The sequence below is a fragment of the Nocardioides perillae genome (assembly GCF_013409425.1).
Classification (GTDB): Bacteria; Actinomycetota; Actinomycetes; order Propionibacteriales; family Nocardioidaceae; genus Nocardioides; species Nocardioides perillae.
Genome location: NZ_JACCAC010000001.1, coordinates 2598704 through 2611535 on the forward strand (window position 1 = coordinate 2598704; position 12832 = coordinate 2611535).

At 76.1% G+C, this 12832-nt stretch carries 14 protein-coding genes; all 14 read right to left on the reverse strand.

The window, feature by feature from the left end; genetic code table 11:
• Nucleotides 1-136 precede the first annotated feature (136 nt).
• The 14 genes from BJ989_RS12095 to pdxS all read right to left on the reverse strand — a co-directional run bounded on the left by BJ989_RS12095 (nucleotide 137) and on the right by pdxS (nucleotide 12826).
• A complete protein-coding gene (locus BJ989_RS12095; RefSeq protein WP_218849382.1) occupies nucleotides 137-646 on the reverse strand; it encodes an adenine phosphoribosyltransferase in 510 nt (169 codons plus the stop codon).
• Nucleotides 647-732: 86 nt separating this feature from the next.
• Nucleotides 733-3243 carry a SecDF P1 head subdomain-containing protein gene (locus BJ989_RS12100; protein ID WP_179518424.1) on the reverse strand — a complete coding sequence of 837 codons (2511 nt, stop codon included), beginning with the start codon at nucleotides 3241-3243 and terminating at the stop codon, nucleotides 733-735.
• A gap of 1 nt (nucleotide 3244) precedes the next feature.
• Nucleotides 3245-3613 carry a preprotein translocase subunit YajC gene (yajC, locus tag BJ989_RS12105; protein ID WP_179518425.1) on the reverse strand — a complete coding sequence of 123 codons (369 nt, stop codon included), beginning with the start codon at nucleotides 3611-3613 and terminating at the stop codon, nucleotides 3245-3247.
• 95 nt (nucleotides 3614-3708) lie between these two features.
• The gene (gene ruvB, locus BJ989_RS12110; protein WP_179519591.1) at nucleotides 3709-4794 is read right to left on the reverse strand and encodes a Holliday junction branch migration DNA helicase RuvB; all 1086 of its coding nucleotides are present in this window, start codon (nucleotides 4792-4794) and stop codon (nucleotides 3709-3711) included.
• Nucleotides 4795-4894: 100 nt separating this feature from the next.
• Entirely contained in the window at nucleotides 4895-5509 is a 615-nt protein-coding gene (gene ruvA / locus BJ989_RS12115; RefSeq protein ID WP_179518426.1) for a Holliday junction branch migration protein RuvA, read from the reverse strand.
• Nucleotides 5506-6075 (reverse strand): crossover junction endodeoxyribonuclease RuvC, encoded by a 570-nt coding sequence (ruvC, locus tag BJ989_RS12120; RefSeq protein WP_218849384.1) that lies wholly within the window; start codon nucleotides 6073-6075, stop codon nucleotides 5506-5508. The genes ruvA and ruvC overlap by 4 nt, the downstream gene beginning before the upstream one ends.
• Nucleotides 6076-6232: 157 nt before the next feature.
• Nucleotides 6233-7000: a YebC/PmpR family DNA-binding transcriptional regulator gene (locus BJ989_RS12125; RefSeq protein ID WP_179518428.1), complete on the reverse strand. Its 768-nt coding sequence runs from the start codon at nucleotides 6998-7000 to the stop codon at nucleotides 6233-6235.
• Nucleotides 7001-7181: 181 nt separating this feature from the next.
• Complete coding sequence (pdxT, locus tag BJ989_RS12130; protein ID WP_179518429.1) at nucleotides 7182-7754, reverse strand: pyridoxal 5'-phosphate synthase glutaminase subunit PdxT; 573 nt, start codon at nucleotides 7752-7754, stop codon at nucleotides 7182-7184.
• A gap of 43 nt (nucleotides 7755-7797) precedes the next feature.
• Nucleotides 7798-8664 (reverse strand): hypothetical protein, encoded by an 867-nt coding sequence (locus BJ989_RS12135; protein WP_179518430.1) that lies wholly within the window; start codon nucleotides 8662-8664, stop codon nucleotides 7798-7800.
• Nucleotides 8661-9254, reverse strand: coding sequence for a TasA family protein (locus tag BJ989_RS12140; protein ID WP_179518431.1), 594 nt, complete (start codon nucleotides 9252-9254; stop codon nucleotides 8661-8663). The genes BJ989_RS12135 and BJ989_RS12140 overlap by 4 nt, the downstream gene beginning before the upstream one ends.
• Nucleotides 9251-10084 carry a hypothetical protein gene (locus tag BJ989_RS12145; RefSeq protein ID WP_179518432.1) on the reverse strand — a complete coding sequence of 278 codons (834 nt, stop codon included), beginning with the start codon at nucleotides 10082-10084 and terminating at the stop codon, nucleotides 9251-9253. Before BJ989_RS12145 ends, BJ989_RS12140 begins: the two co-directional genes overlap by 4 nt.
• Nucleotides 10085-10164: 80 nt before the next feature.
• On the reverse strand, nucleotides 10165-10743 hold the full coding sequence (locus tag BJ989_RS12150) for a signal peptidase I (protein WP_179518433.1): 579 nt from the start codon (nucleotides 10741-10743) through the stop codon (nucleotides 10165-10167).
• Between the two features lie 2 nt (nucleotides 10744-10745).
• The gene (locus tag BJ989_RS12155) at nucleotides 10746-11339 is read right to left on the reverse strand and encodes an alternate-type signal peptide domain-containing protein (RefSeq protein ID WP_179518434.1); all 594 of its coding nucleotides are present in this window, start codon (nucleotides 11337-11339) and stop codon (nucleotides 10746-10748) included.
• Nucleotides 11340-11902: 563 nt separating this feature from the next.
• Nucleotides 11903-12826, reverse strand: a complete 924-nt coding sequence (gene pdxS, locus BJ989_RS12160; protein ID WP_179518435.1) for a pyridoxal 5'-phosphate synthase lyase subunit PdxS — start codon at nucleotides 12824-12826, stop codon at nucleotides 11903-11905.
• Nucleotides 12827-12832 lie beyond the last annotated feature (6 nt).

Sequence of the window (12832 nt, forward strand, 5' to 3'; positions counted from 1 at the left end):
CGACGGGGTCGAGCGCGCGCTCGCGCGGCTCCGCCGGGGCCGTGGGGCCCGTGCGTTCGTCCGTGCGCTCCGCCACCCGCCCAGTGTAGGGGCGGTGCTCGGCGGGCGGGGCTCTGCGGGCGTGCGGGGTGAGGCGTCAGACCGTGGTGAGCACGTGCAGCGGGAGGTCGCCGAGCGCAGCGCGCCCGGGGAGCGCGCTGATCTCCATGAGCAGCGAGGCCGCGTGGACGTGGGCACCGCAGGCCTCGACGAGGGCACGGGCCGCCGCGAGGGTGCCGCCGGTGGCGAGGACGTCGTCGACCACGAGCACCCGGGCACCGGGGGCGACGGCGTCGCGGTGGACCTGCAGGACGGCCTCGCCGTACTCGAGGGCGTAGGCGACCTCGTGGGTCTCCCCCGGGAGCTTGCCCGCCTTGCGCACCGGCACGAAGCCGACGCCGAGGGCGAGGGCCACCGGCGCGGCGAGCACGAAGCCGCGGGCCTCGAGCCCGACGACCGCGTCGACGACGGGGCGTCCCTCGGCGTCGCGGCCGGCTGCGGCCAGGCCGTCGACCACCGCGCGCAGGCCGGCGTGGTCGGCGAGCAGCGGCGTGATGTCCTTGAAGAGCACCCCCGGCTCCGGGAAGTCCGGGACGTCGCGGACCAGCCGGGCGAGGGCCTCGCGCGCGGTGGCGGCGGGGTCGTGGGCGGGACCGTCCGCGGGGGACGTCGGAGGCGGGGTCACGGGCGTGCTCACTTCTTCCCGCGCTTCGCGCGCGTCTTGCGGGTGGGCTGCTGGCGTCCGGCCGAGGCGGAGCGGGCCACCGGACCGCGGGCCGGGGCGGGACGGACGGCCCCCGACCCACCGCTCGCCGTCGACGCGCCGGACCGCTTGGCCGACTTGGCCGACTTGGCCGACTTGGCCGTCCCGGCCGACGGGCGCGGCGCCTCACTGTCGTGCCGACGGCGGGCCAGCACGCGGCGGTCGGCCTCGCGGATCGCGGGGTCGCGCTCGTCGAGGGCGACGAGCGCGGGCACCGCGAGCAGGACGGTCGCGGCCGCGGCCAGGACGGTGCCGCCGGCGAGGGCGAGCGAGGCGGGGGCGACCTCGCCGGAGCCACCGTCGGCGACGAGGGCGGCGACGAGGACGGCCAGGGCAGGCACCGCGACGACCGCGGCGACCGTGGTCGGCCAGGCAGCAGCGGGGGCGGCGGCCAGCTCGGCGGCCTGCCGTCGGGTGGTGCGGGCACGTGCGGCACCCTGCGGACCGCGACCGGTGACGGCGCCGAGCACCACCGCGCCCGCGGCGAGGGCGACGACGCCGACGAGCACGACCGCGGCGACCGTGGCCGCACCGACGGCGACGCCGGTCCAGGCCGCCAGGCCCAGCGCGGTGGCGACGGCCAGGGCCGGAGGCACCAGGGCGGCCGGCACGACCTGCCGGCGACCGGCCCAGCCTGCGAGCGCGCCCAGCACGACGAGCACGAGCACGGCGCAGGCGGCGACGAGCCAGCGGGTGTCGGTGGCGTCCCAGGTCGCACCCACCGCACCGAGGGCCGCACCGGGCCCGCCGAGGCGACCTCCGGCGAGGTCGACGCCGGCGTCGAGCGGGCGCACCAGCAGGCCGAGCGTGGCGAGCGCGGCGACGCCCAGGACGGCGAGCGCGCCGACACGCTCCCGCGGCCGCGCGGCGAGGGCTCGCTCACCCGCGGGGGCGCTCGACCGGGTCGCGGGCCGCGCGACCAGCAGCTCCACCAGCGGGGCGACGACGCCGACGCGCGTGAGCAGGCCGACCGCGGCGGCGAGCAGCAGGAGCACGCCGACCCCGTCGAGGGCGTCACCACGGCCGAGGACGAGCAGCGCCAGGCCGGCCGCTGCCACCACCGCGTCGCCGGCCAGGGCGAGGCGCTGGGTGCGGCGGGTCGCGGTGTCGACCGCGGCGCCCGCCGAGGCCCCGGCGGCACGCTCGGTGCGGGCCAGGGCGAGCAGCAGGGCAGCGGAGCCGGCGGCGAGCGCGGGGCCGAGCGGGAGCGCGGCCCACGCCGCCGGCGTGAGGGCGAGGTCGAGCCCGCGCGCGAGCAGCAGCAGGCCGGCGTGGGTGAGCGCGGTGCCGGTCAGGAGGGCGGCCGGCACCAGCAGGCCCAGCACCCCCAGGCGCACCACGGCCGCGAAGGTCGCGACGAGCGCGAGGAGGCCTCCCACCAGGACACCGGTGCCGAGGGCGCCGGCCGGCAGCGACGCGGGCACCGTCGTCGACTCCGGCTCGCCGGCGAGCGCCACGGGCAGCGACCCGGAGCGCAGGCTGGCGGCCAGCGCCTCGGCCTCGGCCTCGGTGAGGTCGGCGGAGATCTGCGGGCGCCCGTCGGTGACGGCGCTGGTCTGGGGCGCCGCGACGACCTGGCCGTCCACGACCAGGGCGAATTGGCGACCCGTGCCCTCGAGGCGCTGGGTCATCGCGCCGAAGGCGCGGGTGCCGTCGCCGTCGAGGTCGAGGGCCAGCCCCCAGGTGGTGCGGCCGGTGGGCAGCACTGCCTCGACCCCGTCGACCGCGGAGCCGTCGACCACGGCGGCGGAGAGCAGGTAGGCCAGGCCGTTCGCGTCGCAGGCGACGACCGGCCGGTCGAGGTCGTCCTCGCCGGGCGCGCCCCGGGTCGGGCAGCGTGCCGCGTCGAACGCCTCGCCCGAGGCCACGTCGGGGCGCGCGGCCCAGGCGACGGGGTCGTCGACCAGCTCCCCGCCGTCGAGCGGCGTCGGGCTGGCGGACGGCTCGGTCGAGGGGCCCGCGGACGGCTCGGTCGAGGGGCCCGCGGACGGGTCGGCGGACGGGTCGGCGGAGGACTCCGCGGAGGGGCTCGCGGAGGTGCTCGCGGACGGGCTCGCCGACGGGCTAGCGGTGGGCTCGGCGGCGGCGGGGAAACCGGAGCGGGCCACGACGCGCACGCTCAGCTCGGCGGGTCGCACGACCGAGTCGAGCACCGACCGCGGGGTGCGGGGCGGCACCTCGACCACGAGGCCGTCGGCGGCGGTGCGCACGCGCGCCGCGGGCACGCCGGCGTCGTCGAGCCGCTCGGCCAGGACGTCGCGCGCCCGGGCCAGGTCGGCGGCACCGGCGTCGGTGACCGGGACCACCAACCGGGTCCCACCGCCGGTCTCCACCCCCGGCCGGGGCGTCCACTCGCCGCCGAGCGCGACCAGGCCGTAGAGGACGGCCAGCACCAGCCCGGCGACGGCGAGGAGTCGTCCCGGGCGCGAGCCCCGGGCCACGTCAGTGGTCCCCGCGCGGGCCCTGCTCGTCGCGGCGCGAGGTCGGGTCGGTCGGGTCGACGAGGTCGCTGGCGTCGTCGGGGGCCGTGGTGCCGTCGACCTCGTCGAGACGGTCGGCCTGCTCGACCACCTGGGCGATCGCGCCACGGGCCACCTGCAGCTGCACGCCCGGGGCGACCTCGACGTGCACCCGGGCACGGTCGTCGTCGATGGCGGTGACCGTGGCGAAGATGCCCGAGCCCATCATCACCTCGTCGCCCGGCCGCAGCGACGACTGCATGCGGGAGAGCTCCTTCTGCCGCTTGGCCTGCGGCCGGATCAGCAGCAGCCAGAAGAGCAGGGCGATGGCGATGATGGGCAGGAACTCCACGGAGGACCTCTCGACGTGAGCGGCGCACCGTGGGGGTCGGCGCCGGCCGCTCGCGGGCAGGGCGTCGGGCCGGCGCGGCCGGCCCGCCGCGGAGTCTACGTCGACGGGTCGTCGTCGAAGAGCGCGGCGTCACCCGGCTCTCCTGCCCCGCCGGGCTGTCCGCCGACCCAGGCGCCCCACGCGCTCGCCGCCGGCACCGGCAGGCCGAGGTGCTCCCAGGCCGCGGGCGTCGCGACGCGACCGCGCGGGGTGCGGGCGAGCAGCCCGCTGCGCACGAGGAACGGCTCGGCGACCTCCTCGACGGTCTCGCGCTCCTCCCCCACGGCCACCGCGAGCGTCGAGACGCCCACCGGCCCGCCTCCGAAGCGGCGGCACAGCACGTCGAGGACCGCCCGGTCGAGCCGGTCGAGACCGGAGGAGTCGACCTCGTAGAGGTCGAGCGCGGTGCGCGCCACCGGCTGCGTGACGACGCCGTCGGCGCGCACCTGGGCGTAGTCGCGCACGCGGCGCAGCAGCCGGTTGGCGATGCGGGGAGTGCCGCGCGAGCGCGACGCGATCTCGGCCGCGCCTCCCCCGGCCAGCTCGACGCCCAGCAGGTCGGCGGAGCGCCGCACGATGAGCTCGAGCTCGTCGGGCTCGTAGAACTCCAGGTGCGCGGTGAAGCCGAAGCGGTCGCGCAGCGGCCCCGGCAGCAGCCCCGCACGGGTCGTCGCGCCGACCAGCGTGAAGGGCGGGATCTCCAGCGGGATGGCGGTGGCACCCGGGCCCTTGCCGATGACCACGTCGACGCGGAAGTCCTCCATGGCGAGGTAGAGCATCTCCTCGGCCGGTCGCGACATCCGGTGGATCTCGTCGACGAAGAGCACGTCGCCCTCGACCATGCCCGACAAGATCGCGGCGAGGTCGCCGGCGTGGGTGATCGCGGGGCCGCTGGTGAGCCGCAGCGGGCTGCCCATCTCGGCGGCGATGATCATCGCCAGCGTCGTCTTGCCGAGGCCCGGGGGGCCCGAGAGCAGCACGTGGTCGGGAGCGCGACCGCGGCGACGCGCGGCCTCGAGGACCAGCCCGAGCTGCTCGCGCACCCGCACCTGCCCGACCACCTCGTCGAGGGTGCGCGGGCGCAGCGCGGCCTCGACGGCCCGCTCGTCGCCCTCGGCCTCGGCCGCGGTCAGGGTGCGCAGGTGGGCGTCCTCCGCAGCGCTGAGGCGGGCGTCGGGACCGGCGTACGCCGTGGAGGCGCCGTCGGCGGCCGTGTCGAGGTCGTCGTCGGAGTGGGGCACGTCAGGCCCGGCTCAGCGTCTGGAGGGCGGCGCGCAGCAGGGCGCCGACGTCGGGGCGGTCCCCGGCCTGGTCGGCGACGGCCTCGACCGCCTTGTCGGCCTCCTTGGCCGACCAGCCGAGACCGACGAGGCCCTGGGCGACCTGGTCGCGCCAGGGCGCGGCGCCCGGGGCGGGGGCGCCGGGGAGGGGCGCGGCGCCGACCGGGGCGCCGATGCGGTCGCGCAGCTCGAGGATGATGCGCTGCGCACCCTTCTGGCCGATGCCGGGGACGCGGGTGAGGGTCTTGACGTCCTCGTCGGCGACGGCGCGGCGCACGGCGTCGGGGCTGAGCACGGCGAGCATCGCCTGGGCCAGCTTGGGGCCGACGCCCGAGGCGGTCTGCACGAGCTCGAAGACCTGCTTCTCGTCGTCGTCGGCGAAGCCGAAGAGGGTCAGCGACTCCTCGCGCACCACCATGCTGGTGGGCAGCGACGCCTCCGCGCCGAGGCGCAGCGCGGCGAGGGTGCCCGGGGTGCACAGCAGCTCGAGTCCGACCCCGCCGGCGGCGCCGCCGACCTCGAGCACGGCACTGGTGAGGCCGACCTCGGCGACCCGGCCGCGGACGAACGCGATCATGCTCTCCTCCTCGCCGGGGCGGGCCCGGTGACGGTCCTGGGTCGGGTGCCGGCGGGCGTCCGGCTCCGGCTCGCGGCCACGGCGGCGTCGATGCGTGCCTGGGCCCCGCCGCGCCAGATGTGGGTGATCGCGAGCGCGAGTGCGTCGGCGGCGTCGGCGGGCTTCGGTGCGGCGTCGAGGCGCAGGATGCGGGTGACCATCGCCCCGACCTGCGCCTTGTCGGCGCGGCCGCTGCCGGAGACGGCCGCCTTCACCTCGCTCGGCGTGTGCAGGGCCACCGGCAGGCCGCGGCGCGCCGCGGCGACCAGGGCGATGCCGCTGGCCTGCGCCGTGCCCATGACGGTGCTGACGTCGGAGCGGGCGAAGACCCGCTCGACCGCGACCGCGTCGGGGCGGTGCTCGTCGATCCAGGCGTCGATGCCGCGCTCGATGGTGACCAGGCGCACCGCGACGGGCTCGCTGGCCGAGGTGCGGAGCACGCCGACGTCGACCAGGCGCAGGGGCCGCCCGACGTCGCCCTCGACCAGGCCCATCCCGCAGCGGGTCAGGCCCGGGTCGATCCCCAGCACGCGCACGCGTCGCTCCTCGGCTCGAACGTCAGTTCGACACGGGACGTTACGGCGGTGACCGGTCCACCCGGTCTCGACACGCCGATCGCGTCCTCGCAGGCTCAGCCACGCGGCTCGCTCGACCACCGCCGGCGGCTCCGCTGGCGCGTCGCCGCTACGCGTCCTCGAGCTCGGCCATGACCTCGGCCGAGACGTCGACGTTGCTGTAGACGTCCTGCACGTCGTCGAGGTCCTCGAGGGCGTCGACGAGCTTGAAGACCTTGCCCGCGGCGGTCGCGTCGACGGGGATGTCCATCGTGGCGACGAACTGCACGTCGGCGGAGTCGTAGTCGAGGCCGGCGGCCTGCAGCGCGGTGCGGACGGCCACGAGGTCGGTGGCCTCGGAGACGACCTGCCACTGCTCGCCGAGGTCCTCCACCTCCTCGGCGCCGGCGTCGAGGGTGGCCTCGAGGACGTCGTCCTCGCTGACGTCCTTGCCGTCCTGCGACTTGGCGACCACCACGACACCCTTGCGGTGGAAGAGTCGCGAGACCGAGCCCGGGTCGGCCATCGTGCCGCCGTTGCGCGTGACGGCGGTGCGCACCTCCATCGCGGCCCGGTTCTTGTTGTCGGTGAGGCACTCGACGAGGATGCCGACGCCCTGCGCGCCGTACACCTCGTAGGTGATCGTCGAGTAGTCGGCGCCACCGGTCTCGGCACCGGAGCCGCGCTTGACCGCGCGGTCGATGTTGTCGTTGGGGACCGAGGACTTCTTGGCCTTCTGGATCGCGTCGTAGAGCGTGGGGTTGCCGGCCGGGTCACCGCCGCCCATGCGGGCCGCGACCTCGACGTTCTTGATCAGCTTGGCGAACATCTTGCCGCGCTTGGCGTCGATCGCGGCCTTCTTGTGCTTCGTGGTCGCCCACTTGGAGTGGCCTGACATGCGTCCCTCTTCTTCCGACTCGCTCGGTGCCCGCTCGGTGCCTGCTGGGTGCCTGCTCGGTGTGTGCCGAGTGCCGGTCGTCGATCCTACCGGCGGCGCCGGGGGGCGCCGCGCCGGCCACGACCGCGCCGCGACCGCGCCGCGACCGCGCCGCGACCGGACCGCGACCGGACCGCGACCGTCAGCCCAGGAGGTCGAGGAAGAGGCGGTGCAGGCGCAGGTCGTGCCCGACCTCGGGGTGGAACGACGTCGCCAGCAGCGGCCCCTGCCGCACCGCGACCGGGTGGTCGGCCGCCTCGGCGAGCACCTCGACGCGGTCGCCCACCTCCTCCACCCAGGGGGCGCGGATGAAGACGGCGTGCACGGGGCCCTCGACCCCGCTCACGTCGAGGTCGGTCTCGAAGGAGTCGACCTGCCGGCCGAACGCGTTGCGGCGCACCGTGACGTCGAGGCCTCCGAGCGTCTCCTGTCCGGGCGCGCCGTCGCGGATCCGGTCGGCCAGCAGGATCATCCCCGCGCACGTGCCGAAGGCGGGCATCCCGCCTGCGAGCCGCTCGCGCAGCGGGTCGAGCAGGTCGAAGGCACGGGCGAGCTTGATCATCGTGGTCGACTCCCCGCCGGGCAGGACCAGCCCGTCGAGGTCGTCGAGCTCCTCGGGGCGGCGCACCCTCATGGGCGAGACCCCGAGGGCCGTCAGTGCCGCGAGGTGCTCCCGCACGTCGCCCTGGAGCGCGAGGACGCCGACCTTCTGCACGGGGTGGATCGTACGGAGCGGTCGCCGACGGCCGGCGTGCGGCCTAGTAGCCGAAGGTGATCGTCCGGTCGGTGGCGTTGCCTGCACCGTCGACGGCGCGGATCCGGAGCACGAACGCACCCTCGTTGCCGTCGTAGGCCGCCACCAGGGAACCGGGGACCCGCCACACGCCCCCGCTCACCACGGCCGGCGCCAGCGCGCAGCCCGTGGTGGGCACGGTGCCCGACCAGCCGCTCTCCGTCCAGCAGCCGTTGGGGACCGTGGGCACGCCGGCGGCGAACGCCCGGCGGGTCAGGGCGTACTGCACCGTGACCGGGGCGGAGGGGTCGGCGACGGTCCCGCAGGCCACGCTCGACGCGGGGCAGCGAGGCGCCACCGCGTTGCGGAAGGCCGGACCCGCCCCTGCCTCCTCTCCGTTGGAGGGTGCGGTGAACACCAGGGTCGGGCCCACCAGGTCGAGGGCGAGGGGCGCGGTCGAGCGCGCCGATTCCTGTCGCCACTGCGTGCCGAACCGCGCGACGACGCTCACGTAGGAGCCCTGCGGGAGGTCGACGGTGCACCGGCGTGCCGCGTCGTCCAGCGCGAGACCGGGAGTCGTGGGACAGACCTGCACCTGACCCGCCGTTCCGGTCGCTCCGGAGTAGCGGAACACCTGGTAGCCGGTGGCCGGCACGGCACCGGCGCCGCCGACGGCAGTCGTCTGCTGCCAGCTCACCTCGGCCCGACCCGTGACGGTCGGGCCCACCGTGGGGGCCGCCGGCGTGGCCAGGGTGCCTGCGGTGGCGAGCACGTCGGGAGAGGACGCGGTCGCGCGGTCGGTGAAGGCGGCGAGGGTCGCTGGCGGCGCGGCCAGGGCGAAGGCCAGCACGGCCGCCAGCGCGAGCCCGACGAGTCGTGCGGTGAGCCTCACGGCAGCACCTGGGTGGCGTCGAGGCGCAGCGTCAGCCGCCCGGCGGCCTGGCCCTGCACCGCGTCGGGTGCGGTCAGCGGCAGCGAGACCCGGACGCAGAGCGTGGTGGAGCCGTCCCTGGGCTCGAGCCGGCCGCCCGCCTGCTGGCCGTTCTCCACCCGCGTGCCGGTGCACGTGCCCGTCCGGGGGTAGGTGGTGCCGTTCCCGGACGCCGTGCCGCCGGCGTACACCTCGACCTCGAGGGCGCGCGACAGCGCGTCGTCCGCCTTCTGCGTCGTCTGGGTGAAGGTGAAGGGCGCGTCGCCGGCGTTGGTCACGGTGAGGGTGCGGGCGACGCTCTCGCCGGGGAGCATGCGGTCGAGGGTCAGGTCGGTCCTGACGTACGCCTCGGGCTTGCCCTGCTGCGCGTCGACCTGCAGGTCGAGCGTGCCGGAGGTGATGGTGCCCGGCGTGACGGTGCCGGTGTCGGTCCAGAAGGCGGCCGTGCTCGCCCCGCCCATGCCCAGCGCGACCGCACCGGCCAGCGCCGCGAGGCCCAGGACGACGCGGCCGCCGCGCGGACGACGGCGCGGCGCGGCGTGGCGGCTCACGACGCCTCCCGGCGCTGGCGGGCCGTGCGGCGGCGCACGACCGTGGTGAGCAGGCCGAGCACGAGGGCGAGCGGGAGCAGGGTCGCGGGGCGGACGACGCCGTCGGCGCCGGGCAGGAGGTCGCCGAGCGCGGCGAGGCCGGCGTCGACGGCAGAGGGCACCGCCCCGCCGTCCGCGTCGCTGCCTACGCCGGGCACGGCCGTCCCGGGCTGCTGGCCTCCGTCGCCACTGCCTGGACCGCCGCCGTCGCCGTCCCCGCCGTCGCCCTGGCCGTCCCCGCCGTCGCCGGGGACCGACACGTCCTCGGAGAAGACCGAGTCGCCGACGCGCACCAGCAGGTCGACGTCGGTGGCGAGCACCATGGTGGCGTTGGGCGCGCTGCCGAGCAGCGTGGCGCGCAGCTCGACCCGCACGGGCCGCCCGGCGGGCAGCTCGCGCGCGTTGAGCAGCGACGTGCGGGCGTCGGACAGGTCGAGCCAGGCGCCGCCGGCCGAGCGGCCCTCGAGCAGCAGGGTGCCCGTGTCGTAAAGCGCGGTCAGCCCGCGCCCGACGACGTCGACGTCGACGTCCGCGCCCGTGGGGCCGCGGTGACGCAGCCAGAAACCGGTCGTGCGGCGGTCCCCCGGGACCCACCGGACGGCAGGGTCGAAGAGCGGCGCGTCGAGCGACTCCGCCCACGTGACCCGGTCCGTGCTCAGCTCGAGCACCCCGTCCAGCTCCTGCGCCCCCGCCGCACCGGCCGTCGCCACGGCCCCGGCCGCGCCCGCGAGGGCGAGGCAGCCGGCGGCCACCACCCTCGCGAGGGGGCGACGCGGGTCGGGGCGGGTCACGGGGGTCTCCGGTCCTCTGGTGTGGTCGGTGGCGGGCGTCAGGTGGGGAGCGTCAGGTGGTGCGGGTCGGGTGGTGCGGGTCAGGTGGTGGCGCGGCGGGCCCCACCGCGGGGTCGCACCGGGCGGGTGGCCCGGCGCCGGTCGAGGGCTGCCGAGGCGAGCGCCCAGACGGCGTACGCCGCGAGGCCCAGCGACGCGGCCTGCACCAGGAGCGCTCGGGTGCGACCCGTGACCGCGTTGTTGACGTGGCCGAGCCAGGGCAGGGCGTACCAGACCGCACCGCGCAGCTGCTCGGGCTGCACGGCCGTCGCGTCCTCGGCGCCGTTGGCGTCGCCGCGGGTGGTCCAGCGCAGCTCGCCGGCCGTCGTCATGCCGACCGCGGTGACGCGGTGCGTCACCACCTCGGCCCGACCGGACTCGCGCTGGAACGTGATGACCGTGCCCGTCCCGACCGACGCGGGGTCGACCGGGCGGACCACGACGAGCGAACCGGGCGGGTAGGTGGGGCTCATCGAGCCGGTGAGCACGGTGTAGGGCGTCGCCCCGGCGACCCGGGGCACCACCACCGCGGCGAGCAGCACCGCGGTCGTCGCGAACACCGCCGACCACGCCAGCACCTGCCCCACCCACCCGGCCGCCTCACGCAGGCGGGTGGTCATGGTCAGGGGGTCTGACGGACCTGGTCGAGCTGGACCGTCAGAGCGTCCAGGTCGGCAAGCAGGTTCTGGGTGTTGTTCCCGTTGAGGACCGAAGTGCCGAGGGGGAACGACGCCGTGATGGTGGCCACCAGGACCTCACCGTCGTCGTCCTGAGTGACCGTCTGGACGGCACCTTCGTCGAGCTCGTAGGTGGCGGTGATCGGCAACGAGATGGCAGCGGACTCCGGCACGACAGTGCCGTCGGTCTTGCTCGGCGTGAAGCCAAGGGACGCCGGAGTGGTCAACACTGCCTCGAGATTTTCACCTTCGGCGCGCACCGTGAAAGAACACGTCTTCTCGATGACATCGCCGGGCACGACTCGAGACACCGCGAGCGGCGGCTCGGCGGCTGCTGCGCGACCGTTCTGGTGCGTCCAGCTGCTGCAGGCGGACCCGGTCGCCTCGTCGATCACGGGCGCGATGCTCATCGAGCCCGACTCGATGACTCCGGCGTCCGCCGTCGCGTCGTCCGTCCAAATCGCGAACGTCCCCGCCCCGCCCAGCATCATGAAGGCGGCGGTGCCGGCGGCGAGCGCGCCCTTGGTGGTCTTCTTCATCGTGGGTCCTCCCCCTCGGTGGTCTGTGCACCGACCAACCGCAGGGGACGGCGGGCGTCACGGGCAGGGGCGCAGGTCTGCCCGATCGGTCGGGCCGCATGGCCCGTCCGGGCCATGCGCCGACCACCCGGCCCGGCTCCCGACCCCGGACCTGGCCCCTGACTGCCGACGTGCAAGGCAGTGCTCGCGCTGCTCCCCCAGGCGTCGACACCTGGGGAAGCGACCACGACGCTGGGGAAGCCGGCCGCGGCGGCGAGGCGCCCCCGACCTCGCCCAGCGGCGTACGCCGGCGGGCGCCCTCCGCAACCGGCCCGCCGCCGCACTTGTGGCCCAGGTCCCGCACTTGTGGCCCGAGTTCTCGGGCCACAGGTGACGGAGTCACCGGTCAGCCGGTGACTCCGACAGGGACGACCTGCCCACGACAGCGCGCCACGACGTACGCCGGGTGGGCGCCCCTCGCGGACGTCCACAGCCGCACTTGTGGCCCAGGTCTTGCACTTGTGGCCCGAGTTCTCGGGCCACAAGTGACGGAGTCACCGGTCAGCCGGTGACTCCGACAGCGGTCACCAGCCGCGCTCGGCCAACCGGTGCGGCTGGGGGATCTCCTCGACGTTGAGGCCGACCATGGCCTCGCCGAGGCCGCGGGAGACCTTGGCGACCATGTCGGGGTCGTCGTAGAACGTGGTGGCCTTGACGATCGCCTCGGCGCGCTGGGCGGGGTTGCCGGACTTGAAGATGCCCGAGCCCACGAAGACGCCGTCGGCGCCGAGCTGCATCATCATCGCGGCGTCGGCGGGGGTGGCGATGCCGCCGGCGGTGAAGAGGACGACGGGCAGCGAGCCCGACTCGGCGACCTCCTTCACCAGGGCGTAGGGCGCCTGCAGCTCCTTGGCGGCGACGTAGAGCTCGTCGGGCGAGAGCGAGGACAGCCGGCGGATCTCGCCGCGGATGGTGCGCATGTGGGTGACGGCGTTGGACACGTCACCGGTGCCGGCCTCGCCCTTGGAGCGGATCATCGCCGCGCCCTCGCCGATGCGCCGCAGCGCCTCGCCCAGGTTGGTCGCACCGCACACGAAGGGCACCGTGAAGGCCCACTTGTCGATGTGGTGGGCGTAGTCGGCGGGGGTCAGCACCTCGGACTCGTCGATGTAGTCCACGCCGAGCGACTGCAGCACCTGCGCCTCGACGAAGTGGCCGATGCGGGCCTTGGCCATGACCGGGATCGAGACCGCCTCGACGATCCCCTCGACCATGTCGGGGTCGCTCATGCGCGAGACGCCGCCCTGGGCGCGGATGTCGGCGGGGACCCGCTCGAGGGCCATGACGGCCACGGCGCCGGCGTCCTCGGCGATCTTCGCCTGCTCGGGGGTGACGACGTCCATGATGACGCCGCCCTTCAGCATCTCGGCCATGCCGCGCTTGACGGTGCCGGTGCCGGTGGTCGTCTCGGTGGTGGTGCTCGACTCAGGGGTGAGGGGGGTGGTCATGCCCTC